A 25,082-nucleotide genomic window follows, 5' to 3' on the forward strand; every position below is an offset into this window, starting at 1 on the left:
CGGGCTCCGAGACGTGCGAGGGCGAGGCGACCGATGGCGGACGGTGCGATCGAGTTTGATTTCGCTGTGGAAGGCGCGACCGATCCGTGGCGCGTCGCGCGGATCGAGGGCCATGAGGGCATATCGCGGCTGTTCCACTTCCGCGTGACGCTCGCGTCGACGGACGCCGCGCTGGCGTTCGACGGGCTGGTCGGGCAAACGTGCCTGCTCACGATCCGGACCGACGTGTCGACTCGGTACATCCACGGCATCGTCGCGCGCTTCGAGCAGCACGAGGAGGGGCGCGCGGTCACCACGTACCTGGCGACGGTCGTCCCGCGGGCGTGGCGCCTGCAGCACCGTCACGATTACCGCATCTTCCAGGAGGCGACGGCGCCGGAGATCATCGACAAGGTGCTCCGCGCGGCGGGGCTGTCCTCGGAAGATTTCCGCGTCTCGACGACGATGACCCACGATCGGCGGGAGTACAGCGTGCAGTACGCCGAGACCGACTGGGCGTTCATCAGCCGCCTGATGGAAGAGACAGGCATGTTCTGCTTCTTCGAGCACAAGGCCGACAACCACGTGCTCGTCTTCGGCGACGCGCCGTTCGTCCACGAGCCCATCGACGGGACGAGCGTCGTGCCGTACCGGGCCGTCGGCGGGGCGCTCGCCGCGCGCGAGGCCGTCTCCCGCTTCTCGATGGCCGAGGAGGTCCGGCCCGGCAAGGTCACCGTCCGAGACTACAACTTCCAGAAGCCCAGCCTGAGCCTCGAGGGAGAGGCGGAGGCCGACCGCGACACCGATCTCGAGGTGTACGTGTATGCCACCGAGCACGATCTGCCCGAGGAGGGCACGCAGCTCGCGAAGCTCCGGCTCGAGCAGCTCCAGCTCGTGCGCCGCACCGCGGAGGGGCAGGGGAGCGTGATCCGGTTCATGCCCGGGGCCACCTTCACGCTCGAGGACCACGGCCGCGAGAGCTTCAACCGCGGATACCTGATCACGCGCGTCGACCATTTCGGCTCGCGGGCCGTCGGGGGGGAGTCGCAGGAGACCGTCGTCGGGTACTCCAATCGATTCCAGTGCATCCCGGACGACGTGCCCTACCGCACGCCCGTGCAGACGCCCAAGCCGACGCCCCGCGGCATCCAGACGGCGATCGTCGTGGGCCCGGCGGGCGAGGAGATCCACACGGACATCTATGGCCGGGTGAAGGTGCAGTTCCACTGGGACCGGCAGGGGCGCCGCAACGAGCACAGCTCGTGCTGGATGCGGGTGAGCCAGATCTGGGCGGGCGCCGCGTGGGGCTCGATGTACATCCCGCGCATCGGCCACGAGGTCGTCATCGACTTCCTCGAGGGCGATCCGGATCGCCCGCTGATCGTCGGGCGCGTCTACCACGGCGCGAACGTGCCGCCCTACGCGCTGCCGGCCGAGAAGACGAAGAGCACCATCAAGTCGGACACCTCGCCGGGCGGCGGCGGCTCGAACGAGCTCAGGTTCGAGGACAGGAGAGGCGCGGAGGAGATCTACCTGCACGCGCAGAAGGACTGGAACATCGAGGTCGAGAACGACAAGACCCAGTCCGTCGGCCACGACGAGCGCCTGACCGTCGGCCACGACCGGAAGAAGCGCATCGACAACAGCCAGTGGGAGTCGATCGGCGCCTTCAAGACGACCGAGGTCGGCGAGGATCACAACGAGAAGATCGGCGCGAACCGCACGCTCGGCGTCGTCGAGAGCGAGAGCGTGGACATCGGCAAGGACGCGAGCCTGAAGATCGGGCAGGGCCGGAAGACGGATGTCGGCAAGGACGACATCGAGTCGGTGGGCGGCAAGCGCGAGCTCTCGGTGGGCGGCGAGGAGACCGTCAAGGTGGGTGATCGCGCGACGCTGGAGGTCGGCTCGAAGCGCAACACCACCGTCGGCAGCGACGACTCGCTGTCGGTCGGCGGCACCGAGACCCGGAACATCGACGTGGACGCGACCGAGTCCGTCGGCGCGAAGAAGACCGTCAAGGTCGGCGAGAAGTTCACGCTGGAGTGCGGGAGCGGCAAGATCATCGTCGACAGCTCCGGCAAGATCACGGTCGAGGGGTCGGACATCACCGTGAAGGGCTCGGGCACCGTCAAGGTGGAGGGCGCCAAGGTCGAGGTGAAGAGCGACGGCGACGTGAGCGTCAAGGCGGGCTCGAACATCAAGCTCTCGGGCAGCGGGGTCGACATCAACTGAGCGGCGTCGCGCAGGATGGGAGCCGAGGCGGATGGTTCACGAGGTGGTGGCTGATCACGCGGAGATGGCGTCGTTCCTCTGGGAGCTCCGCGAGATGGCCGTGAGGTCGCACCACTACACGCTGGTCGATCTCGCGGAGCTCGAGGAGCGCGTCGAGGCCCACCTCGATGGGCTCCGGATCGCGGGGGAGCCCGGCTGGGAGCTCACGCTGGCCGCCCTCTCGACGAAGGATCCAGGCGCGTTCTTCGCGGCGGCCATCGCCGCGGTCGAGGCGCGCGACTTCCCGGGCTTCGCGGCCGTGCTCGACGCGACGGAGGAGGCGGACGAGCCCGCCGCCGGCGTCGCGGGCGCCCTCGCGTGGGCGTCGCCGGCCGACGCGTTCGCGATCGTGGCGCCGATGCTGTCGGGGGCGCAGCCGCCGGCGCTGCGCCGCCTGGCGCTGGCCGCGTGCGTGGCGCACCGCCGCGATCCCGGGCAATTCCTTGGTTATGCGCTCTGCGACGGCGACGCGGCGGTCCGCGCGCTGGCCTTCCGCGCGACCGGCGCGCTGGGCCGCGCCGATCTGGCGGGCGAGCTCCGCGGGGCGTGGGGCTCGGACGACGAGGCCGAGCGGTTCTGGTCGGCGTGGGCCGGCGCGCTGCTCGGGGCGCGCGGCGCGGACGAGGCGCTGTGGAGCATCGCCGGGCGGAGCGGCGCGTTCGCCGAGGAGGCGGCCGACTGCGCCGCCCGCGTGAGCCCGCCGGGCGAGGCCCGCCGGCGGATCGAGGCGCTGATGCGGTCGCCCGGGCTCGGGCGGGTCTGCCTCGTCGCGGCGGGGGCGCTGGGCGATCCGGCGCTGATGCCGTGGGTGCTCGATCGGCTGGACGTCGCGCCGCTCGCGCGGCTCGCCGGCGAGGCGCTCTCGCGCATCACCGGCGCGCCGATCGAGGGGGCGCTGCGCGGGGCCCCGGCGCCCGGCTTCGACGCGGGGCCGAGCGACGATCCGCGCGACACGAGCGTGAAGATGGACCCGGACACGCAGCTGCCGTGGCCGCACGGGGCGAACGCGCGGGCGCTCTGGGCGGCGCACCGCGGGCGCTTCGCGCCGGGGGTGCGCCACGTGGACGGCCGCCCGCTGGACGAGGGGGGGCTCGATCGCGTGCTCCGGCTCGGCGGCCAGCGGCGCCGCGCGGGCGCTGCGTTCGAGCGGGCGGCGCGCGCACCCGGCCGCCCGCTGTTCGACGTGGCCGCGCGGGTCGAGCGGCAGAGGGCCGCGCTCGGGGCGTCGCCGTGAGGGCGCCGCCCGCGCCGCGCGCCCTCGGGCACGCCGCGGCCGCGGTGCGCCCCTTCCGCTCCCGGGGGCGGGTGATGCTCGCGGTGGTCGTCAAGGCGACCTTCCGGCTCGAGCACAAGCGCGCCATGTCGCCGCTCCCGCCCGCGCCGATCGTCGCGGCGGACGTGCGCGCGGCGCGCGCCGCGACCGACCCGCGCGCCGTCCTCTCGGCGGCCGCGGAGATGGCCCCGTTCCTCCCGCGCGCGGACATCCTCCTCGGCGGCCACGCCTGGGCCCGCGGGCGGAGCCCGGCGCCGCTCGTCCCCGTCCGCCTGCGCGTCGGCCTCGAAGCGGCCGTCCTCCTCGACAAGGCCCTGCACGTCTACGGCGATCGCGGCGGCAACGGCCGGGGCGCCCCGCAGCCGTTCCTCGCCATGCCGCTCGGCTACGAGCGCGCCCTCGGCGGGGCGGCCGATCCCGACAACCCGGCCGGCGTCGATCCGCGCGCAGGCCGCGCGCCCAACATCATCGATCCACGGCAACCGACGCGCGCCGCCGGCCTCGGGCCGATCGCGGCGCACTGGCCCGCGCGGCAGCGCCGGCTGGGCAACGCCGATCCGCGCGGCGTGCAGGCCCCGTGGCCCGTGGTCCCGGACGGCTTCGACTGGGCGTACTTCCAGGCGGCGCCGGCCGATCAGCAGACGCCGTACCTCCGGGGGAACGAGTGGATCCTGATCGAGGGGATGCACCCGGATCTCGACCGCATCGAGGCCTGGTTGCCGGGCCCCGTCGCCGAGGCGCGGGTCGCGTTCGGGGGGGCGGCGCAGCCGCAGGCGTTGCCGCTGGTCGCCGACATGCTCGTGATCGACGCCGATCGCTGGCTTTGCTCGCTCGTGTGGCGCGCCAGCGCGCTCTTGCCGGGCGAGGAGGCCCTCGCCAGCGTCCGGGTCACGGCCAGGGTCGCGCTCCCGGGCGAGGAGGTGCCGTGGGACGTCGCTGCGGCGCCGCCGGCCCGCGCGGAGCGGGCGCAGGCGGCGCAGGCGCCGGCGGTGGCGAGCCCGCAGCGGGCGGGGCGCGCGGCGCAGCATCCGCTGGCGGGGACGGTGGCGCTCGATCCGGAGGAGGCACCGGCGGCGGCGAGCCCGCAGCGGGCGGCGCGCGGGGCGGCGGAGAATCCGCTGGCCGGGACCGTGGCGATCGATCCGGACGAAGGGCAGCCGAGCCCCGCCTTGCCGTTCCGGTCGCCCGCGGCCTCCGCGGGAGGACCGCGCCTCGAGAGGTCTGGCACGGCAGAGATGCCCGCCGCAGCAGGGACACCGCCCGCGGAGCCGCGGCGCGGCGGCCTGCCCTTCGTGGCGCCGGCGGCGGCGGGCGCGGCTTCCGGGGTGCTGCCGTTCGCGCCCGCCCCGTCTTCCCCGGGCGCCCGCGATGGCGCGGCGGCGTGGGCGCTGCCGTTCGCCGCCCCCGCGGCGGCGCCGGTCCGAGCGCCTGCGGCGTCCGGCGTGCTGCCGTTCGCCGCCCCCGCGACGGCGTCGCCTGCGGCGTCCGGCGTGCTGCCGTTCGTCTCGCCGGCGGCGGCGTCCGGCGCGCTGCCGTTCGCGCCGGCGCCGTCCGCGCCCGTCCCCGCTGCTCCCCAGGCGCCGTCCGCGCACGCTCCCGCGCCGGAGCGCTCCTCGCCGTGGGTGTCGGGCGCGGCGCCCCACGCCGCCTCGGAGCCGCGCTCGCCGTGGGTGTCGGGCGCGGCCGCGGCCCCCGCGCCCGCCGCCTCGCCGCCGCCCGTCGCGCCGTCGTACGCCCTCGCCCAGCCGCGCATCGCGCCGTCGTACGCCCTGGGATCGTCGCCCGCCGCCCCACCCTGGCCCGCCGCGGCGGCGTCCGCAGCCGCCCCTGCCCGGCGTCCCGCGCGCCCGCGCCGTCCGCGCCTCGCCCCGGACGCGCGCCCCTCGTCGGAGCCGCTCATCCCGCCGCGCAAGCGCCGCCCCGCGAAGGTCGCGGCCGACGGCCTCGGCGCCTCGTTCCTCCGCGCGGTGCCCGACGCCGCGCCCACGCCCACCTGAACATGGACCTCCGCAACCGAACCCCCTTCGTCGCCGAGCGCATCGTCCACGTCGACGCCGCCGGCGCCGAGGTGCTCGTCGTCCTCGTCAAGGCGACGCTCGCCATCCACGCCGGCGGCCGCCTCGCGCCCGCGGCCGAGCAGGTGCCGCTCCAGCACGCCGACGCCTTCCACGGCGAGCCGGGCCTCTCGAGCGTGCGCTACGAGAGCGACCTCGCGCCGCACAAGGTCGGCACGGACGTCGTGGTCCTCGGCCACGCGTACCCTCCCGGCCGCCGCGACGCCGAGGTCCAGGTCTCCGTGCGCGTCGGCCCGATCCGCACGACCCTCGCCGTCTTCGGCGACCGCACCTGGGCGCGCCCCGCGTCCCCCGCGCCCTTCGAGCGGATGCCGCTCGTGTACGAGCGCGCGTTCGGCGGGCGGGACGAGTCCGCCGAGTCCGCCGCCGACCACGAGGTCGAGCCGCGCAACCCCGTGGGACGCGGGTTCCGGGCCCGCCGCTCGCTCGTCGACCTCGCGCAGCTCGCCATGCCGAACCTCGAAGATCCAAGGAAGCCGCTCCGCTCGCCGGACGATCGCCCCGAGCCCGTCGGCCTCGGCTTCATCGGGCGCAGCTGGCAGCCGCGCCTGCGCTACGCCGCCACGGCGCCCGACCCCGCGACGCCGCCCCCCGCCGGGTCGCCGCCCCCCGCCCTGTCGCCGTTCCTGCCTGCCGCCTTCGACCCTCGCTACCACCAGGGCGCGCACCCGCGCCTCGTGGCCACGCCGCACCTGCGCGGCGGCGAGCCGGTCGAGCTCGTGCACCTGAGCCCCCTCGGCCCGCAGCGCTTCTCGCTGCCCCCCGCGGCGCCTCGCGCCGTTGTCCTGATCGACTCCGAGCGCCGCCCGCTCCCGCTGGTCCTCGACACCGTGGTCCTCGAGCCCGACGACCTCCGCGCCGTGCTCGTGTACCGGGGCGCCATGCCCGTCGGTCGCGATCTCTTCCGCGTGCGCCGCATCGAGGTGGAGCCCGCGCCCGCATGAGCACCGGAGCCGTCATCACCGCCGCCGGCATGGTCACCGCCCTCGGCGACACAGCCGCGTCCACCACGGCCGCGGTCCGCGCCCGCCTCACGCGCTTCCGCGAGTGGCCGAGCTACCCCTGCCTGCCCGCCGACCCGCCCCGCCCGGAGGAGCCCTTCTCCGTTGTCGCGGCGTACACCGATCTCCCCCGCGCGCTCGACCTCCCGGTCCGCTTGCTCGCGCTGGCGCTCCAGGACCTCGCGACCTCCGGCGACCTCGCCCGCGCCGACCTGGAGGACGCCTCGTTCTTCCTCGCGCGCCCCTCGCCCGGCCCCGCCGCGCACCACCACGAGCTGCGCGACGCCTTCCGGGAGCGGCTCGCCGACGCCGCCGGGGTCGACGCCGTGACCCGCGGCCTCCTCGCCCCCGACGGGCACGCGGCGATGCTCCTCGGCCTGGCCCACGCGGCGCGCGCCGTCGAGGCCGACCCCGGCACGCCCTGGATCGTGGCCGGCGCCGACGCCCTGGTCGACGTGGGTCTGCTCGAGGCGCTCGACCGCGCGCGCCGGCTCAAGAGTCGCCGCAACCTCGACGGGTTCATCCCGGGCGAGGCGGCGGCCGCGCTGCTCGTCGAGCACCGCCGCCGCGCCGAGGCCCGCGGCGCCACCATCCTGGCCGAGATCGAGGGCTCCGGCTCCGGCGAGGAGCAGAGCCTCATCGAGAGCGGCGATCCCCCCTCGGGCGAGGCCCTCGCCGCGGCGCTCGCCGCCGCGTGCGCCGCGGGCGGCCCGCCCGCGTGGGTCCTCTGCGATCTCAACGGCGAGAGCTACCGGGCCAAGGAGTGGGGGCTCGCGCGCGTCCGCGCGCCCGCGCTCCTCGGGGGCGTCCGGGCGCTGTGGCACCCCGCCGACGGCTACGGCGACGTCGGCGCCGCGACCGGCGGGTGCCTCGCGGCCGCGTGCGTGCGATCGTTCGAGCGCGGCGCGTCCCGCGGGTCGTCCGAGCCGCGCGCCGCGCTCTTCGCGGGCTCCGGCGACGGGACGCGCGCCGCCGTGTGCCTCGTCTCGGCTGCAGCGAAGAGGGCGTGAAGGAGGAGCGATATGCCTGTCACCGTAGGAGTCAACTCACGCACGGTCGTCCACGCCGCGAGCAATGGAATGACCATCGCTTTTCCGGACGTGTGCCTCACCCCCGCGCCGCCCGCCCCGCCGGTCCCCATCCCCTATCCCAACATCGCCATGTCGTCCGACGCCGCGAGCACCGCGAAGAACGTCAAGGCCGACGGCAACCCCGTCTGCCATCAGGACAGCAACTTCTCGCGCAGCAGCGGCGACGAGGCGGGCACGAACGGGGGTGTTGTCTCCGGCGTGAACATGAACAAGGCCGAGTTCATCAGCTACTCGTTCGACGTCAAGGTCGAGGGGAAGGGCTGCGCCCGCGCGCTCGATCTCATGCTCCACAACAGCAAGAACACCCCGCCCACGCCGCTCATCCAGCCGCCGCTCATCGTCATCGTCATGGAGGAGCCCCCGCCCGCGCCCGAGAACCCCAAGGACTGGGGCGTCGACAAGATCGAGGTGTTCTGAGGGGGCGGCCGCGGAGCGAGCCTCGACCCGCGCCGCGCTGATGGACTGATGGACCTGACTCCCCGCTGATTCGTCCTGGAGCTCTCGCATGGCGACGATCAAGCAATACGTGAACCTCCCTGCCGCCGTGACCGGCGTGAACGGCCCCGTGCGGCAGCTGCGCGTCACGCCCAACCAGGTGCCCAACGTCGCTCCCGGCGACCGCGTGGACTGGTGGATCGAGCCCGACCCGGGCAACGAGAGCCTCGCATTCCAGTCGCTGACCCAGCGCACGCGGCTCGCGCACGGCGCGGCCCCCGGGGTGACGGTCGGGCTTGGGCACCACTTCGACAACACGCTGACGTTCACGCACATCGGCGGCGACAAGTACACGATCAAGGCGTCGCGCGACGGGCAGCGGGCGCAGTTCCTCGCCACCGACGAGTTCCAGACGTGGCGAAAGCTCTATTATACGGTCTGGTACTCCGGCGCGCAGACGCTCGCCACGTACAACAACATCGATCCGCGGTTCGTTGGCGAGTTCGCGCGGCACTTCATCGAGCTGGAGCGCAGGGCGGTCCTCCCGGCGCTCGCGACCGTGGACTCGGCCCGCGTCGACTTCCAGAGCCTGTCGCAGCAGGCGGTCAGCTCGCCGACCTTCGACTGGCCGTTCATGAACGGCGGCCCGAACGCGCTGCTCAACCTGCGCGTCGGCGGCGCGCCCCCCGGGGGAGGCACGCTGACCGACAAGCCGCTTCACATGGCCTTCCTGCTGGTGCCGAACTGCTATTACACGCAGCTGGAGCGGCGCGCGCTCCCCACGGCGAACAACCCGGTCGGGAACATCACCACGTTCCGCACCGTGTGGCGCGACCCCACGAACGGCAACAACTTCATGTGGACGGCGCAGGCGTCGTGGCCGGCGGCCGGCGCCACCGACGTGCGGGCGTACTTCACCTTCACGCCCGGGTCGCCGAACCGCGTGAACTGGAACCTCACCACGCTGCCGGGCCTCACGGCCCACCTCGCCACGCCGGGCAACACGTACAACCTCACGTTCTCGTTCATCTGGAAGAGCTCGATCAACGGCTTCAGCTGGGGCAATTTCTGCGTCGTCGGGTGCACGGGGCCCGGCCGGAGCGAGACGGCGGTCCTCGGCACCTTCGTCCACGAGATGGGGCACGGCCTTGGGCAGACCGTCCAGCAGGAGCCGCAGTACAGCGCGACCGGCGTGGCGCTCGCCACGCAGCTCGCCAACCCCCGCTGGTACACCGACCAGTTCGGCGGGCAGGGCCCGCACTGCAACACGAACGCTGGCCTCACGCCGGACCCGTCCACCACGTCGGGCCAGCGGTACGACTGGTGGCCGGCGCTCGGCGGGCGGCTCTGCACCATCTACCACGCCGGCCACGGCAACCGCGACGACGGCGTCTTCTGCCCCGTGTGCGCCCCGCGCATCCGCCGCGTGCGCCTCGATACGCCGGCGCAGACCTCCCGCAACTGGAACCACTTTGGCTGAACCTCGCGGGCGGGGCGGGGGCGCGCTGCTCTCGACCCCGCGCCGCGCCCACGTCGAGAGGACCCCATGGAGATCGAACCCCGGACACCCTTTGGCTTCGCCCCGCACGGGGGCTCGCCCGAGATCGCGGCCGGCAAGGAGGCCATCCGACTCGCGATCTCGCGCGTGTCCTTCGCGGCGGGCACGGTGGAGCTCGACGTCTCGGCCTCGTTCCTGTTCCCGGACGCCGTCGCGAGCCGCTACCGTGACGTCGAGGAGTCGATGGTCCTCGTCGTCCACGACATCGAGCAGGCGGACGGCGGCGCCCTGCTGGCGCGCAACACGTTCATCGAGTTCCCGGCCGGCGAGCGCGACGGCCCGAACCAGCTCGCCGAGCCCGCGCTGCCCATGCCGGGCCGCGGCAGCCTGGCGTCCGAGGGGTACCAGGGCGCCTGGCTCAACGTCACCGTCGCCTTCCCCTGCGCCGTGGCGGTGCCCCGTTACCGGCCGAGCGTCTATGTGTACCTCGTCCTCGAGAACTACGTGTCGAACGTGATAGGCATCGATCTCGTCGACAAGAAGGCCATCGAATTCTGACCGGCGGTGAACCCATGCTCGTCCGATCCGTCTCTTTCGGCCTGACCGCGGAGACGCCCGCGACCTCCGGCGCGGGCGTCGTCCTCGCCCAGCCGGGCCCGCCCGCCGTCGAGGGCGGCGCCCTCGTCCACGTCGTCCACGGCAGCTCGCGTGTGCCCGCCGTCGATATCGAGGTCGAGCGCGCCGAGGTGCTCCGCGGCGTCTTTCTCACGCTGATCTACGCCCCCGCGCAGGGCGGCGTCACCGTGCCTCTGCTCGGGCCGAGGCTTGTCTTCCCCGACGACATCGACGACGTCGGCGCCGACCTCGTGGGCAGCTTCCGGTGCGAGATCGTCCTGGCACCCCGGGTCGGGGCGTTCTATCTGCACGCGGCGTATCGCCAGTACGTCTCCAACGTGGTTCGCCTCATGGCCCCGCCCGGTGCCCGATGACGCCTGTTTATTCCGTTATCGTCGTCACGTGGAACAACCTCCAGTACACGGCGCGATGTGTTGACGCCCTCCTCCGCACGCTCCCCTCGGACGCTGAGGTGGTCTTCGTCGACAACGGCTCGGAGGACGGCACCCCCGCTTACCTCACCGACGTCGCGCGCCGGCTCGGGGACGCCGCCAAGACGATCTTCCTGGACGAGAACCGCGGCCTGGCCGGCGGCGCGAACCGGGGACTCGAGGTCGCGGCCGGGGAGTACCTGGTGCTGCTCGACAACGATGTCGTGGTGACCCCGAGGTGGCTGGAGGGGCTGCGGGAGTGCATGGAGGAGGCGCCGCGGGCCGTGCCCGGCGCGCGGCGCGTCGGGCTCGTCGGGCCCGTGACGAACAGCGCGCGCGGCCCGCAGAAGGTGCAGAACCCGCCGCCGTTCCAGCCGGAGGCGCTGAACGAGCTCGCGGCCGAGCACCGCGAGGCGTTCCGCCGGCGGTGGGCGCCGTCGTTCGCCCTCTCGACCTTCTGCCTGATGATTCGCCGCGAGGTGGTCGCCGAGATCGGCGGGCTCGACGAGCGCTTCTTCCCGGTGGGCCACGAGGGCGCCGATCTCGCCTTGCGGGCGCAGGAGCGCGGCTTCGAGTGCATGATCGCGAGCGACGTGTACGTGCACCACGAGGGGAGCGCCACGCTGAGCAAGGCGTTTCCCGGCGCGCAGGGCGGCCTCGGGGGCGCGGAGCTCTTCTTCGAGAAGTGGCGCGCTCGCCGCGCCGGGAAGACGCGGCTCGTGGCCGCGTACCGCGTGAGGGACGCGGAGGCGACGCTGCGCGAGAGCCTCGACGCGACCGCGCGGTTCGCTGACGCGATCGTCGTGCTCGACGACGGATCGACGGACGGGACGGGGGCGATCGCCCGGTCGCACCCCGCCGTGGCCCGGTACGAGCGGACGGAGCTGCCGCCGGGCGTGGATGGACGGCGCGATCGCGACCGCGCCCTGCAGATGGCGGCGGAGCTCTCCCCGGACTGGATCGTCGCGGTCGACGCCGACGAGGTGTTCGAGATGGACCGCGCGCGCGCCGAGCGGCTCATGCAGCTCGCCGATCCGCACATCAAGGCGCTCGGCTTCCACTGGTACACGTTCTGGGAGCCGACGCGCACGTACTTCCGGGCGGACGGCGCGCTCGGGGCCATGTCGGGGTACCGCATGTACCGGAACGAGCCGGGCCTGCGGGTCGCCCGCGGGGCCGAGGGCGGCGTGCCCGGCGGCGGCATCCCCGAGATGCCGGACGGGTGCGCGCGCTTCACCGACGTCCGCGTGCGGCGGCTCGGCTACGACAGCGAGGCGTCGCGGCAGGCGCGGCTCGCGCTCCACGGGCGGTCGGGCCGCGCGGGCGTGCCCCCGGAGCTGGCCGATCTCGCGAGCAACACGGTGACGCTGCGCAGGTATGCGCCCGCGTCCGGCGTATCGCTCTGCATCATCGCGAGGAACGAGGCGGAGCGTCTGGAGCGGTTCCTCGCGTTCCTGGAGCCGTTCGTCGACGAGATCTGCATCGTCGACAACGGCAGCGACGACGGGACGGCCGAGATCGCGAGGAGGTTCACCGACCGCGTGCGCGTCCACCGGACGGACCGGCTGGATCTGGCTGAGGTGCGCAACGTCGGCCTGGAGATGGCCACGCGGCCCTGGATATTGAGCCTCGACCCGGACGAGGAGATCGCGCACTGGGATCTGCCGCGCGTCGTGCGGCTCATGGACGACCTCGACGTCCACGCCTATTCCTTCGAGATCGCCAATCATCAGAAGGACGGCCCGCCCGTCATGACGATCGCCGTGCGGCTGTTCCGCAACGACGCGCGGGTCCGGTACGGGCGCGCCGTGCACGAGACCGTGCAGCCGAGCCTCGACCGGCACCCGGAGCTCGTCGTCCGCGCGGCCGGCGTGGAGATCCAGCACTACGGCTTCCTGAAGGACGACGGCGTCATGGAAGAGAAGCTGTCGCGCTACCTCGAGGCGAACCAGCGCATGCGTGAGGAGGATCCGGCGGATCCGATGCCCTGGTACAACGAGGGGCTCCACCTCCTGAACGACGGCCGCGACGACGAGGCGATCGCCTTTTTGGAGAGGGCGATGGTGCTCGGCCAGCGCTTCCTCTCGCCGCGATCGAGCCTGGCGCAGATCTACCAGCACCGGGCGCTCGCGCTGTGGCAGAGCATGGTCGCCGAGCTCCCGCCGGGTCACCCCGTGCGGCCGACGGCGGAGGAGAGCGCCGCGGTGCTGGGCCGCATCACGCCGGCGCGGATGCTGGTGGGGCAGGCGCGCAGGCGCAGGCTCCAGGGGCCGTCGCATGGCGAGTGAGGGGCGGCGCGCGTTCATCGCGCAGGTCACCGCGGGGGCCGGCCTCGTGGCGCTCGGCGGGTGCGGCGGCGCGCCCGGGGCGGCGGGCGCGCCTGCGGGGGCGAAGGGCGCGGCTGCGGCGGGGAAGGCCGCGCCAACGGCACTGGCCGTGGCGGGCGCGGCGCCCGTCATCGAGGCCACGCTGCGGGGCGGCGTGCTCGCGCTCCGCTATCGCTACCCGAGCTCCATCGGCGAGCGGCTCACCGCCGCCCCGTGGGCCGCCACGCTCGTGGTCGCCATCCACCCGGCGTCGGCGTCCCCCGCCTGCCGGAGCCTCGCGAGCGGGGCGCTCCGCACCGAGGCTCCCGTGCTGGATCAAGGGATGTTCCGCGCGGCGGCCGAGGTCGATCTGGCGGACTTCTTCGGCCTGAAGGCGCCGTTCGTCCGCTACGTGCACGCGTCGTTTCTCCACCTCCGGTCCGACGTGCTGCGCGTCGCGGCCGGGTGAGCGGAGCGCGAGCACGCCATTCACGGCCGAGCGGGCAGGGCGTGAGCCGCGGAGCTGCGCCACGCGACCGAGCGTGGGAACCCATAGCATCTCGCCGCCGAAGGGCTGGGGCCTCACCCGCCGGGCGCGGTGCCGAGCGGAGCGAGGCTCCGCGCACCGTCGGGTGCAGGCCCTTGTTCGGCGGCCCTGGACTGCGGCGAAGGTTCGGCGTGCCTTGCCCACGTCGCCAGCTACCGCAGCAGGTTCGGGATCCGCGACGCCTCTGGCGGCACCTCCCGGATGTTCGTGCCCGCGATATTGAGGGTGATCAGGCTCGGCATCGCCCACACCTCGGGCGGTAGCGAAGCAATCGGGTTGCCCTGAACCCCGAGATGTCTGAGCCGCGACAACCGGGCGATGCTCCGAGGCAGAGCACGCAGGCGGTTGCGGCCGAGGCTCAGGTTCTGCAGCGCCGACAGCCCGCCGATCTCCTCGGGAATCGCGGGGATCGCGTTGTCCGTCAGTCGCAGTTTTTCCAGCCGCCCCAGCTGCAGTGCGACCCTCGGGAAGTCGATGAGCCGGTTGGCGTCGAGGCACAGCTGCTTGAGGCGCACCAGCCTGCCGAGTGATTCTGGCAGCCACCCAAGCTCATTGTCGTTGAGCCACAGGTCTTCGAGCTCCACGAGCCGGCCGATCGCGTCTGGCAGGGTTCGAAGGCGGCACCAGCTGGCATAAAGGACCCGCAGCTTGGTCAGCTTTCCGATGGCCTCCGGTAACTCCTCGACGCCGCAGTGGATGAGGTCCAGACGCCAAATGTCATTGCTGGAGAACAGGTCGAGCGGCAGTCGCGGGATAGGGTTCCATGACCAGTTTACGAACCGCAACGACTCGTCATCCATCCGTCCCTCCGCCGCTGAACCGCCGCCAGCTCACCGGTGAAGCCCGCCGTCATGACGCCCCACCCTACCACATGCGCCCTGGGAACCGAAGCGCGTCCACGCGGCGATGCGGCAGGCTTCACCAAACCGCTGGCCCGCGCCGCGAAGCTTGAGCGCCGTGCTCATGAAACGCACGTTCGGGTTCGATGCTTTGCGATGGCCGAGATGCGAACGGAAGAAGCGCGCGCGTTCCACGCTCACGGACCCAAAGGCGGTGCCCTACGAGAGCGAACCGAAGAACTCCCGCACATCGGCGGCCAGCGCCATGGGCGTCTCCGTCGCCAGGAAATGCCCGCCGCGCTCCAGCTCGGTCCAGCGCACGATGTGGTGGTCGCGCTTGGCCAGCCGGCGCACCGCCACGTCCTGCGTCAGCGACACGGCCACGGCCGTGGGCACGGTGCCGCGCGGCTTGGGCGCCCAGCCGGACGGGTCGTTGAAGGCTTCATAGTACAGGTTGGCCGAGGGGCCGCTGGTGCCGGTGAACCAGTACAGGCTCACGTTGTCCAGCAGCGCGTCCAGGCCCACCGCGTCCTCCGGCAGCGCGGCCGCGGGATCGGTCCATTCCTTGAACTTCTCGACGATCCAGGCCAGCTGGCCCACCGGCGAATCATGCAGCCCGTAGCTGAGCGTCTGCGGCCGCGTGCCCTGGATGTGCGCGAATCCCATCATCCGGTCGCGGAAGTTCTGCAGCCGTTCCAGGCGCTGCTGCTCCGAGGCCGTCAGGCCCTCGAGCTCGGCGGGGTCGCCGGAGGGAAACGTCACAAGCGCATTGCAGTGCACGCCTCTGACATGCTCGCTGTCGATGCGGCCCAGCTCCGTCGCGATGAACGCGCCCACGTCGCCGCCTTGCACGCCGTAGCGTGAGTAGCCCAGGCGCTGCATCAGCGCCGCGAACGCACGGGCACAGCGGCCATGGTTCCAGCCGGCGTCGGCCAGCGGCATCGAGAACCCGTGACCCGGGATCGACGGGATCACCAGGTGGAACGCCCGCGAGGGATCGCCGCCGTGGCGGCGCGGGTCGGACAGCGCGTCCACCACGCGGTCGAACTCGGCAAAGCTGCCGGGCCAGCCGTGCAGCAAGAGCAGGGGCTGCGCGCCCGGCTCGGGCGAGCGCAGGTGCACGAAGTGGATCGTCTGCCCATCGATCCGGGTGGTGAACTGCGGGCGGCTGTTCAAGTGGGCCTCGCAGCGTCGCCAGTCGTAGTGGCACTGCCAGTGCGCGGCCAGCCGCTGCAGGTAGGCCACCGGCACGCCCCTCACCCAGTCGCCGCCCGGCAGCTGCGCCGGCCAGCGCGTGCGCGCCAGGCGTTCGCGCAGGTCGTCGATGTCGGCTTGCGGAATGTCGATGCGGAAGGGGTGGATCTCGGAGTCGCGGTGCATGGGGGCCCTCGGGTTGGTCGAGTTCGCCGGTGCGAGCCAGCGACGGGACCGTATCCACGGGGGTGGGCCCGGTCTTGGAAGAAAACGACAGGCTCAGGCCTCGCAGGACCGCCTGAGCCCTCAGCGCTTGGGCCCCGGCCGGGCCGCGGCCCGCACCACTTCGCCGGGCGTCCTGCCCATGATCCGCTTCAGCGAATTGCCGAGGTGCGCCTGGTCGGCGTAGCCGCAGGCGGCGGCCACGTCGGCCGGCGCATCGCCATGCATCAGCTGCTCCAGCGCGGCCTGCGCACGGTGGATCTGCGACAGCTGCTTGGCCGTGAGACCGGTGGCGCTCAGGAACCGGCGCTGCACCGAGCGCAGGCCGGTGCCGGCGGCATCGCCTTGCAGCACGCGGAACACCACCGGATCCGCCTCCAGCAGGCCGGCCCTGATGAGGCGTGCCACCAGATCGTCGGCGTTCTCGAGGTCGGGCACCTCGAAGGCGTGCGGCCCCAGCAGGAACGAGCGCGAATTCGCCAGCGGGCGCAGCACGCCCTGGTCCAGCATGCCTGTCGCAGGCACCCCCGGCATGAACACGCCTGGCCGGAAGGCGATGCTCAGGTACTCATCGCCGGTCTCGTAGCCCAGCGTCACCGGGTGCGTGATCAGACCGGTATGCAGCACCTGCAGTCGGCCGCGGCGCTTCATGAAAACGAGGTCCCAGCAGCCGTCGGGCAGGGACTGGTCCTCCGCGTCGTCGCCATAGGCGACGTGCGTGATCCGCTGCACCAGCGCATGGTCGCTGCCGCGGATGGAGCGCGCCGTCCTCATGGGCAGCTTCCCTTCGTCATGCTGCGCAGTATGGCCGACCCGCGCCGCAAGGCGAATTCCCACGCCGGGCGCGGGCGGCTGCGGTCCACCGCGAGCCGGGGTGGATCGCAGTCGCCCCTCTCCACCTACCTGGCGTCGCTCCGCGGTGAGGAGGCCTGTCGTCGCCGGAGGGCGAGCGCGGCGAGGACCGCCGTCAGGAGGCCAAGGGTGTGATTCTCGCCGGCGCCCGCGGCGCGGCAGCTGCAGCCCTCGCCGTCACTGGAGGCCTCGCCGCCCCCGCTGGTGCCGCTGCCTGCGCCCGTGCCGCCTGCGCCGCCCGCGTCACCCCCGCCCGAGCCGGCGGTGCCGCCGCCCATCCCGCCCGAGCCGGTGGTGCCGCCGCCCATCCCGCCCGAGCCGGCGGTGCCGCCGCCCGCGCCCCCGTCGCCGGAGGGCCCCGGCGGCGGCACCGTCGCGCAGTCGCCGAGCGAATGTTCGAGCGCGCCGAGCGTGAAGCTGCCGCTGCCCGGGCGCCCGCGCGCGCAGTAGTCGTCCGTCACCGCGGCCTCGGCGGGCGCTTCGCCGACGAGCGACGACACATCCCCTTTGATGTGCAGGTCGCCGAGACCTGGATCTTCATACCACGTTTGGAATGTCGCGAGTCCCACCTCGGCCAGGTTGTCACTCTCCTCGTGCGTGGCCCCGTCGCGGTCGCGGATCTTGCCCGTGAGCACGTTGCTGCGTGCGACGCCGCTGGTCGTCGCGAAGCGAAAGTCGATCCCGCTTGTCGCGATCAGCGTGTTGAAAAGAAGCCGCGTGTCCGTCGCGCGGTTCAGATAGATCCCGACGTCCGAGCAGCTCGCGATGATGTTGTTCCGCATCGTCCCGCCGGTGTGCTCGACCTCGCAGGGCACGTCGGGGTCGTAGGCCGGGGCGCAGTACTCCGCCCCCGTGCCGCCGCCGCCGAACGACAGCCCGATGCGCGCCCCGTCCGGCGAGCCGGCGGTGGTGCAGACGACGAGGTTGCGCTCGAAGAGCCCGTCCGAGCCGCCGCTCTTCATGAACGCGGCGTAGCTGACCGTGTCGCCGCCGTCTTTCTGGAAGTCGTGCAGGTAGCTGTCGCGCACGGTCCAGCGCTTGCCGCCGTCGATGTTGATCTTGGTGACGGGCCTGCCGGTCCTGCGCGGGTGGCTGTCGAACAGCTCCGATAGCTCGATCAGCCCGTCGTCGGGGGCCGTCCAGACGCCGTCCACCTGCGCGGCGTTGATCTTGAGCTGGGCGTTGAAGTCCCGCACCTTCGAGCGGCGGAGGGCGAAGCGGCTGGCAGCGCCGAACACGTGGAACGCATGCTCGCAGTCCGAGTCGTCGGCGCAGACGCCGCGGATGTCGAGATCTTCGAAGTGCCAGTTCGGGCCGCTGACCTTGAAGCCTTCGAGGCCCGACAGCTCGAGGATGGCGCCGAGCGGCTCGGCGGCGCGCACGACGATCGGCGCGGCCTCGGTGCCTGCGGCAGTGCAGGAGACGCCGTCGAAGGCGTAGGTGCCCGAGGCGAGGACGATCTCGTCGCCGGCCTTGGCGGCGCCGATCGCGGCGACGAGCTCGTCGGTGGTCCCGACCGGCACCACGGCCGCCGCCGCGGGGGCGGCGACGAGGAGGGAGGTGAGCAGGGCGAGCGGAGCAACGGGCGCGCGGCGTGGCGACATGGCTGCCAGGATGCGCGGGCGCGCTCGTCCGTCAAGACGGCGCGTGCGACGTGTGACGGCGGTGCGCGACCTTCTCCCCGTACGCGCTTTCCACGAGCACGGGCCCGTCATGGCGAGCGCACGTCGCCGCCGTCGAGGCACGGCTGCGCCCGGAGCACGCCGCCCCAGCCCTGCGACGGGGCAAGCGGGTGTCTGATGGGCCAGAACAAAAACAGCTCGCCAGGCGCCGTCCCCGCGGGGCTTGACACGGGCGAAAGTCCTGGGTTTCCTGTCCGCTGGATCTGGGTGATTATCCCCGCTGCAGGGAATTTTGCGGCGCGAGAGCGGCCCGTCGTCGCGCCTCTCCAAAGGCGAGGGATCTCTTTCCGAGATAGCCAACACGACATGAGCACGTACGAACTTCTCCAATGGTTGGGGCTCGGGGCGGGCGCCCTCGTCCTGATCGCGATCGTGGCGAGCGTGATCAAGCTCTCGCGCGCGACGGATGCGGTCTGGCCGAACTGTGCGACGAGGTACGGGCTGACCTTCGATCAGCAGAGCGAGGGCAACGCGCTCACGTCACAGCGCAGCGTCAAATCGCTCACCGGCGCCGTGCAGAACGTGCCGCTCCGCGTCGTCTCCACATGGAGCATGGTGGGCAACACCAGAACCACCTCCACGGCCTTCTATGCGCGCTCGTTGTATCCAGCGCCGCATCGCTTCTCGCTCCAGATCACGCGCGGCGCAGGTGGCCCGCAGTATCACCTGGTGCCGACGGGCGACCCGAACTTCGATCGCATGATTTCGCTCAGGAGCGACTCGCCCGCCCTCGCTCGAGCGCTCATGAACTCGGCGGTGCAGGCAGCGCTGCTCAAGCTGCCCATGAGTCAGGTCGGGCTCTCTTACGACAACGGCGAGCTCTGTCTCTCCTACGGCGGTCAGCCGCTGAAGCCCGCCGAGCTCGAAGCCCCCATCGACGCCCTGGTCGCCCTGGGGCACTCGAGGCTCGCATGATGGCCTCACCCGCAGACCCGCGGCAGGCGTACCTCCGAGACCTCGGAGCGGCCCACGGCTTCACGCTCGAAGAGCTCGAGATGAACCGGCAAGGGCGCCTTCATCCGGCGCAGGCCAAGCGCGGCAAGAGCTCCGGCATCGGCTGCGGGGTGTTCTTGCTCCTGCTCGGGTTGCTCGTCGCCGCCGGGGGGGTCGGAGGTGCGCTCTACCTCCACGACGATTACTCGAAGCCGATCTCCGACACCGACATGAACGGGCTCTACGCGCTCGGCGTGGGCGGCGTCGTGCTGGGCGGGTTGCTCGGTATCGGCGCGCTGTTGACGTTCTGGAAGGTCAGCGCGAGGCGCAAGGCGTACGCCCAGAGCCCCGCGCTGGTCGCCCAGGGTCCGCTCCAGAAGGTGCACGTCGACGGCCGCGGCGGCATGCCGAGCCAGTGGCGCTACGCGATCGGCGGAGTCGCCTTCGTCGTCTCGCAGAAAGCGTGGGAGCTCACGACGCACGGCGCCCACTACCGCGTGTATCACCTGGCGGGCGATCTTCTGAGCATCGAGCCGCTGTGAGAGCTCGGGGCGGCCTCAAGTGATCTCCTCGCTGGTCGCGCAATCGACGTCGCCCCCGACCTGAGCTTCGACGCCGCGCAGCTGAGCCCACGACGCGCCCCCGTCCTGGCGAGCGAGCGCCGCCGTCGTCGAGGCAAGGCTGAGCCCGCAGCACGCCGCCCCAGCCCCGCGACGGCGTCCCGCGCTCAAGCGCGCGGGGCGAGCACCTGAAAGCGCCGTCCGCTGGATAACACGTACGGGTCCTCGCCGGTTTCGAGCACGTCGTGCCGCTGGCTCAGCTGATGACCTGGCTGGCAGCAGGCGAGCGTGTACGCGACGTTCCAGCGCAGCCGGGCGAGGACATCGTCGATGGGGACGTGGGCGTGCACGAACGTGACGAGCACGGGCATGTCGGGCAACGCGTTGAGTCGTTCGATGGCTGCGAAGACGTCCGCGCGTTGCCAGGCGAAGCGGCGGATGCCGAACCGGGCGCGCCAGGCCTCGACCAGCGGCTCGTTGAGCACCGGATCGACGCTGACGTTCTCGGCCTCCGTCTTCAGCGCGAACAACGCCCCGGTGCGGGCGTGGGCGCCGTCGCCGACGTGGATGACCCGGCACGGCGCGCCGGACATGAAGGGCCGCAGGTGCTCGAGCGCCGAATAGCTCTCGGTCATTTCCTTGGCGGGGCGCGTGGCTTTGGCGAAGAGCGGCCACAGGGCTTCGAACGACCCTCGACGCATCAGGCGATCGAGGTAGTCGCTGCTCGCTGGGCCAGCGTCCGTGTGCGGATTCACGGCGGTCGTTCTATCACCGGCCGCCGGCGCGCGTGACCCAAAGCGCCAGCTCGACCGCTCGCTCGATCCTTTGCCTGCCTTTTGGCTTTCGGAGGTTCCATGTCCTCTCGTTCCCGCCCGCTCCCGCCCGCGCTCGCCGCCCTCTCAGCTCCCGCGCGCCGAAAGCGACGCCGCGTGGGACGAGACGTGGGCGGCGGCGCGGCGCGACGGGGAACGGATGCTCGTCGCCGCGTGAGCGAGCGGCCTCGTTACGCCGAAGCGAGCGCCTTGATGTCGGCGACCTCGAGCACCTGCTTCGGTGCCCCGCTCGTCACGGAACGCATCATCGCGCGCTCCACTTCTTCGAGCTTCAGGGCCGGGAGCACGAGCTTCATGAGCGGGACGAGCGGAAGCAGGAAGCGGTAGACTCGCTTCAGGTTCTTCTGTCCCGGCACCGGCGTCATCAAGCCCGGCCGGAAGTTGTAGACGCCGCGAAAGGGCAGGCGCATCAGCGCGTTCTCGGCCTTGCCCTTCACGCGTGCCCACATCACCCGGCCCTGCTCGCTCGAGTCGGTGTGCGCGCCCGAGACGTGCGTGAGCACCATGCCCGGATTGAGGCGCGCGAGCGCCGTCGCGAAGGCGAGCACCGTGTCGTACGTGATCGCCGTGTACTCCGCCTCGCTCATGCCAACCGAGCTCACGCCGGCGCAGTAGAAGCACGCGTCGTAGCCCGAGAGCCGCGCTTCGAAGGCGCCGAGCTCGCGAAAGTCCGGGATCAAGCACTCCTCGAGCTTCGGGTGCGCGTGCCCCGACGGCCGGCGCGCCACCGACAGGACCCGCTCGACCGCGGGATCCTCGAGACAGGCGAGCATCACGCCTTCGCCGACCATGCCGGTCGTTCCGGTAACGATGACCTTCATGGCCGCCATGTTCGACCCGAAGCGCCGACAGCGCAAACCCTGGAGCGAGCGAGCGTCCCCTTTCTTTCACCTGGCTGGCGGCAGCCGGATCTCGATCCGATTCGTGTAGCTGCCGGCGGCGTGACCCACGCTGTCCCAGCCGCGCCCCACGCTCGTCCCGGCCAGCGTGAGCGTGAGGTAGGCCGCGGACGAAGGCGCGTTCGAGGCGAGCCCGAACTCGAACGCATTCTGCGGCAGGCCCCAGCCGGCGGTGGGCGAGAGCTCCGTCGAGAGCTGCCGTGACCAGTCGGCGAAGACGATCGTCGCGAGCTCGCGGGGTGGCGACTCTCCTTTCTCGACGAGCACGACACTCAGGGGTTCGCCGCGGGCGAGCCGGCCTTCTCCGAGCGTCGTGAACGGCCCCTTCTCGGCATCGCTCGCCTGAACGACGAGGAACGTGCCGCCGGCGTCGAGGTACGCGAAGCGCGCGGGCGCGCCGAACGGATAGTCGAAGTGGATCACCTCGACAACGACCTCGGGGCAAGGCGAGAACCGCAAGCCGAGCCGGCGATGGCCGGTGATCGAGACGCGCGTGAAGGAGTTCAGGTGCGAGAACACGGGCGTCTGAAGGGCGGTTCGTGCGTCGATGGCGGCAGATTGATCCGGCGTGGCCCTCACGCGCAGGCTCCCCTCGTCCGCGTAGTCCACCGCGAGCTCGCGATCGGCGCGCTCGAGACCACGAACGGGCGAGTCGCCGCGCCATTGCAGGGGCGCGAACACCGTCCAGAAGCGATCCGGCGAGCGCGAAATGAACTCGAGCCGCGGCTCGACGACGATGCCCACCGCACCCGCCTGCACCGAAACCTCACCCGAGTCCGGTACCACGCGAACCCACGGGGCCACGTCGAACGAAGCGGGCCCACCGAGTGATCGCGTCCAGCGATCGCCGCCGAGCTCGACTTCGGGCGCAGCAAACGTAGCTGTCGAAGGCGCCGGCGCCCGCTGCGCGGCCACGAACCCCGCACCGAAAACGACACCGGGCAGCGCAGCGAGCCAGGTCAGCCGCGGCGGGACACCGAACCGCCACCACGCCATCGCGAGGCCCAGCGACAGGACCACCGCCAGACAACCCGCACCGAACGCGACCGCCCCGCCGCTCTCCGGGAACATGGTCCCCGCAGCGAGAGCCACCCCGAGCCACGCCGCCGGAAAGAGCAACAGCGATACACGCGCACCCGTCGACCGTCGCGCGGCCAGGACACCGACGGCGATCACGGTCCCGACCGCGACCGCCGGCAGGACGCGGTTCGCGAAGAAACGCGCGTGAAGGAGGGGAAAACCGCCGGGAAGCAGCACCCAAGTCGCAATCGCGGCGGCAGCATGCGCGAGCAGCGCCAGCGACCAGAACACCCCGACGAGCGCCGCCGAGGTCGCTCTGGAGCGGCCAGCTGCTCCGCGATCAGGAGAACGTCGTTCTTTCAGAAGCCAGCTGCTCCTTCGTCACGAGCCGCGCCGCGGGATGAATCCGAGCGAGGGCATGCTCGAAAGCAGCTTGCTCGTCTGCGCTCATGAGCGCTCCTTGTCCGAGGTCGAGCTCGACCTGCTCGAGTGAAGGCAGTCGCGAAAGCCGCTCGATCAGACCGTCGAGATCGCGCATTCTGGCCCGGAAGCGTGCGTTTGCGAACTTCCCGCCCTCGCTGGCCTCGAGCTCGAGCCAGCCAGCGGAGTCGCTGTGGATGAGTCTCACGCCCGGGCGAGCTGGCGCCGAGCTCCACAGCTCGAGATGCGCCACGACCCGCACCGTCAGGTCGGTCAGCGTTCGGCCCCACGGAGCGAGGTCCCACAGCTGCTTCCACACCGTGCTCTCGGGCACCATCGAAAACTCGATCTCGAGGTCCAGGGACGTGAGCTCGGGAAGGCACTGCACGCGAAGCAAGCGCTCCAGATCATCCGTCGACGCCAGCTTGGCGCCGAGCCGCCACAGCGGCAGCTCGGTACCGAGCGCCTCGAGACTGCGCAACCCCGAAGAGCGCACGCCGTCCAGCACCTGCAGCGACTTCATCGCGCGCGTGATCGGCTGGATGTCGTCGATGAAAACCCCCTCCCGCAGCGGAAAATCTCGCGGGTCGAGCAGCTCGAGCTGCTCCACCGTGCTCCAGGCCGGATCCTCCGCGCACGCCGCCACAGCGGCATCGCTCGCAAAACACGCGGAAACGACCTCTGGAAAGCCCTCGCTGAAAGCCATCCCGGACGGGCCTACCACGACGCGCAGCGGACCAAGCCACTCCGCCCAATGCGCACCGAGCGCCGACGTTTTTCCCCGATCCAGTCCACCGGTACCCAACTGTTCCACGATGTACGCGCCGCGCGGATCGCCCGCGGCGACGAGCCTTTCGGCCAGCGCACGCTTGGGAGCTCGCTCGGCGGGGGTAGCATAGACGGCATCGAGCCACGGACGAAGCTCCGCGGAAGATCGTACGATCTGGTCGATCGCGCCGTCGGGCTCGAACCACGGCTGGAGCAGCGGCGCGACGATCTCGACGGATACCGGGTCGGTGAGCTTGAGACACCTCGACAGGAAATTGCCGCGCGCACGCCGGACCAGGGCGTAGGTCGTGAAAGTGACGTCGTCTTTGCAGTAGGCGAGAAAGGCTTCGGCGTTGCCGGGCCGCTCATCCCAGCCCTTGAGCCATGATGTCCACGGGAGGTAGTCATCCCAGACCTCGCAGAAGTTGCACCAGCTCGAGGCGTCGCCGCAGCGATGCTCGGCCGGAGGCGTCGCGTCACACGCATAGCGCAGCCCATGCTGGATCCCGCGGAAACCGCGCCTGACCTGGAAAGCGATCGAGCGCAGTCGCGGCCGCAAGCGGAGCACCGTCTCGGCAAAGCGCCGAAACGAAGCGAGGGTCTCGGCACGGATCGCCCGTCTCTGTTCGACGGGAAGCAGCGCAACACCCGCGCTCATCGTCCTCGACTCACCGTCCATGGTGAGCGCTCCTGCGGCGCTGACCTTCGTCGTGCGTGGGCCCGGTGTGGACGCGCCTCAACGCGACGACCCCAGCCACAGCATCAGCGCCAGGATCACCCAGAACAGACCGATCCACTTCCAGCCGTGCTGCTCGAACCAGGCTCGGAGCCCCGCTGCGCGCGAGCTCGAGGGCGCCGTCGATCGCGCGGCGGGCTCCTCGCCCGCAGCCGGCGTCGCCGGGAACAGCCCCGGGCTCCCATCGCGCAAGATGCCGCGCGCGAAGCTGGCGAGGGTGGTCCCGAAGATGGAGCAGCCGCCAGGCGCATAGGAGACGGGTTCGTCCTGTCGCGCGAGGCGCTCCCAGGTCTCGCGCGCGTGGACCGACTGCATGCGCTGAAGAAGCAGCGCCGCGTACAGGCGACCCGCAGGGGTCGCGTGTTGCACCATGTCCAGGAGGAGCGCTTCGTGTTGCGCCGCGATCGGAACCGCCGCCTCGTACGCCTCGAACGCGGGCGAGCGGTAGGCCGCCACGCCGGTCGGGCCGAGCGCCACGCTGTCCGCGCTGGCCAGCGCTGCAAACGGCTCTGGATAGGGCGGCGGCACGGCATCAAGGTTACCACGGCTGCGCGCACGCGCGCACGCCGCTGGATCACCGCCTCGTCGGGACGCCTGCAAGC

General features: G+C 72.0%; 22 protein-coding genes. 13 read left to right on the forward strand and 9 right to left on the reverse strand.

Annotation, left to right across the window (positions count from 1 at the left end; genetic code table 11):
- The first annotated feature begins 33 nt into the window (after window positions 1–33).
- The 11 genes from WMF45_RS46130 (at window position 34) to WMF45_RS46180 (ending at window position 13,444) form a co-directional block, all read left to right on the forward strand.
- The gene (locus WMF45_RS46130; RefSeq protein ID WP_437713173.1) at window positions 34–2,211 is read left to right on the forward strand and encodes a type VI secretion system Vgr family protein; all 2,178 of its coding nucleotides are present in this window, start codon (window positions 34–36) and stop codon (window positions 2,209–2,211) included.
- 43 nt (window positions 2,212–2,254) lie between these two features.
- The gene (locus tag WMF45_RS46135; RefSeq protein ID WP_437713174.1) at window positions 2,255–3,484 is read left to right on the forward strand and encodes a TIGR02270 family protein; all 1,230 of its coding nucleotides are present in this window, start codon (window positions 2,255–2,257) and stop codon (window positions 3,482–3,484) included.
- Window positions 3,481–5,520 (forward strand): DUF2169 domain-containing protein, encoded by a 2,040-nt coding sequence (locus WMF45_RS46140; RefSeq protein WP_437713175.1) that lies wholly within the window; start codon window positions 3,481–3,483, stop codon window positions 5,518–5,520. The genes WMF45_RS46135 and WMF45_RS46140 overlap by 4 nt, the downstream gene beginning before the upstream one ends.
- A gap of 2 nt (window positions 5,521–5,522) precedes the next feature.
- The gene (locus WMF45_RS46145; protein ID WP_437713176.1) at window positions 5,523–6,542 is read left to right on the forward strand and encodes a DUF2169 family type VI secretion system accessory protein; all 1,020 of its coding nucleotides are present in this window, start codon (window positions 5,523–5,525) and stop codon (window positions 6,540–6,542) included.
- A complete protein-coding gene (locus WMF45_RS46150; RefSeq protein ID WP_437713177.1) occupies window positions 6,539–7,609 on the forward strand; it encodes a hypothetical protein in 1,071 nt (356 codons plus the stop codon). The genes WMF45_RS46145 and WMF45_RS46150 overlap by 4 nt, the downstream gene beginning before the upstream one ends.
- 12 nt (window positions 7,610–7,621) lie before the next feature.
- Complete coding sequence (locus WMF45_RS46155) at window positions 7,622–8,107, forward strand: DUF4150 domain-containing protein (protein ID WP_437713178.1); 486 nt, start codon at window positions 7,622–7,624, stop codon at window positions 8,105–8,107.
- 88 nt (window positions 8,108–8,195) lie between these two features.
- On the forward strand, window positions 8,196–9,605 hold the full coding sequence (locus tag WMF45_RS46160) for a hypothetical protein (RefSeq protein ID WP_437713179.1): 1,410 nt from the start codon (window positions 8,196–8,198) through the stop codon (window positions 9,603–9,605).
- Between the two features lie 66 nt (window positions 9,606–9,671).
- Window positions 9,672–10,181, forward strand: coding sequence for a hypothetical protein (locus tag WMF45_RS46165; protein WP_012240970.1), 510 nt, complete (start codon window positions 9,672–9,674; stop codon window positions 10,179–10,181).
- Window positions 10,182–10,195: 14 nt separating this feature from the next.
- The gene (locus WMF45_RS46170) at window positions 10,196–10,612 is read left to right on the forward strand and encodes a hypothetical protein (protein ID WP_437713180.1); all 417 of its coding nucleotides are present in this window, start codon (window positions 10,196–10,198) and stop codon (window positions 10,610–10,612) included.
- Window positions 10,609–12,957 (forward strand): glycosyltransferase, encoded by a 2,349-nt coding sequence (locus WMF45_RS46175; RefSeq protein WP_437713181.1) that lies wholly within the window; start codon window positions 10,609–10,611, stop codon window positions 12,955–12,957. The genes WMF45_RS46170 and WMF45_RS46175 overlap by 4 nt, the downstream gene beginning before the upstream one ends.
- Window positions 12,947–13,444 (forward strand): hypothetical protein, encoded by a 498-nt coding sequence (locus WMF45_RS46180; RefSeq protein ID WP_437713182.1) that lies wholly within the window; start codon window positions 12,947–12,949, stop codon window positions 13,442–13,444. The genes WMF45_RS46175 and WMF45_RS46180 overlap by 11 nt, the downstream gene beginning before the upstream one ends.
- Before the next feature lie 230 nt (window positions 13,445–13,674).
- Here the strand turns inward: WMF45_RS46180 and WMF45_RS46185 are convergent, their stop codons facing one another.
- From WMF45_RS46185 to WMF45_RS46200, 4 genes are all read right to left on the reverse strand, one after another.
- Window positions 13,675–14,322 carry a leucine-rich repeat domain-containing protein gene (locus tag WMF45_RS46185; RefSeq protein ID WP_437713183.1) on the reverse strand — a complete coding sequence of 216 codons (648 nt, stop codon included), beginning with the start codon at window positions 14,320–14,322 and terminating at the stop codon, window positions 13,675–13,677.
- A gap of 258 nt (window positions 14,323–14,580) precedes the next feature.
- Window positions 14,581–15,741, reverse strand: coding sequence for an epoxide hydrolase family protein (locus tag WMF45_RS46190; RefSeq protein WP_437713184.1), 1,161 nt, complete (start codon window positions 15,739–15,741; stop codon window positions 14,581–14,583).
- 120 nt (window positions 15,742–15,861) lie between these two features.
- Entirely contained in the window at window positions 15,862–16,551 is a 690-nt protein-coding gene (locus tag WMF45_RS46195; RefSeq protein ID WP_437713185.1) for a helix-turn-helix domain-containing protein, read from the reverse strand.
- A 125-nt stretch (window positions 16,552–16,676) separates the two neighbouring features.
- Window positions 16,677–18,233, reverse strand: coding sequence for an MYXO-CTERM sorting domain-containing protein (locus tag WMF45_RS46200; protein ID WP_437713186.1), 1,557 nt, complete (start codon window positions 18,231–18,233; stop codon window positions 16,677–16,679).
- Between the two features lie 384 nt (window positions 18,234–18,617).
- On the opposite strand from WMF45_RS46200, the gene WMF45_RS46205 reads away from it, so the two are divergent.
- Window positions 18,618–19,226, forward strand: a complete 609-nt coding sequence (locus tag WMF45_RS46205) for a hypothetical protein (RefSeq protein WP_437713187.1) — start codon at window positions 18,618–18,620, stop codon at window positions 19,224–19,226.
- A complete protein-coding gene (locus WMF45_RS46210; RefSeq protein WP_437713188.1) occupies window positions 19,223–19,786 on the forward strand; it encodes a hypothetical protein in 564 nt (187 codons plus the stop codon). Before WMF45_RS46205 ends, WMF45_RS46210 begins: the two co-directional genes overlap by 4 nt.
- Before the next feature lie 185 nt (window positions 19,787–19,971).
- Here WMF45_RS46210 and WMF45_RS46215 read toward each other — a convergent pair whose 3' ends face one another.
- The 5 genes from WMF45_RS46215 to WMF45_RS46235 form a co-directional block, all read right to left on the reverse strand.
- On the reverse strand, window positions 19,972–20,559 hold the full coding sequence (locus tag WMF45_RS46215; RefSeq protein ID WP_437713189.1) for a hypothetical protein: 588 nt from the start codon (window positions 20,557–20,559) through the stop codon (window positions 19,972–19,974).
- Between the two features lie 248 nt (window positions 20,560–20,807).
- Window positions 20,808–21,458: an NAD-dependent epimerase/dehydratase family protein gene (locus WMF45_RS46220; RefSeq protein ID WP_437713190.1), complete on the reverse strand. Its 651-nt coding sequence runs from the start codon at window positions 21,456–21,458 to the stop codon at window positions 20,808–20,810.
- 66 nt (window positions 21,459–21,524) lie between these two features.
- A complete protein-coding gene (locus tag WMF45_RS46225) occupies window positions 21,525–22,607 on the reverse strand; it encodes a hypothetical protein (RefSeq protein WP_437713191.1) in 1,083 nt (360 codons plus the stop codon).
- A 289-nt stretch (window positions 22,608–22,896) separates the two neighbouring features.
- On the reverse strand, window positions 22,897–24,423 hold the full coding sequence (locus tag WMF45_RS46230; protein WP_437713192.1) for a hypothetical protein: 1,527 nt from the start codon (window positions 24,421–24,423) through the stop codon (window positions 22,897–22,899).
- Between the two features lie 57 nt (window positions 24,424–24,480).
- Window positions 24,481–25,008 carry a hypothetical protein gene (locus tag WMF45_RS46235; RefSeq protein ID WP_437713193.1) on the reverse strand — a complete coding sequence of 176 codons (528 nt, stop codon included), beginning with the start codon at window positions 25,006–25,008 and terminating at the stop codon, window positions 24,481–24,483.
- Window positions 25,009–25,082 lie beyond the last annotated feature (74 nt).

Origin of the sequence: Sorangium sp. So ce448 (genome assembly GCF_051520915.1) — a bacterium.
In the GTDB taxonomy this organism is placed as follows: domain Bacteria; phylum Myxococcota_A; class Polyangia; order Polyangiales; family Polyangiaceae; genus Sorangium; species Sorangium cellulosum_B.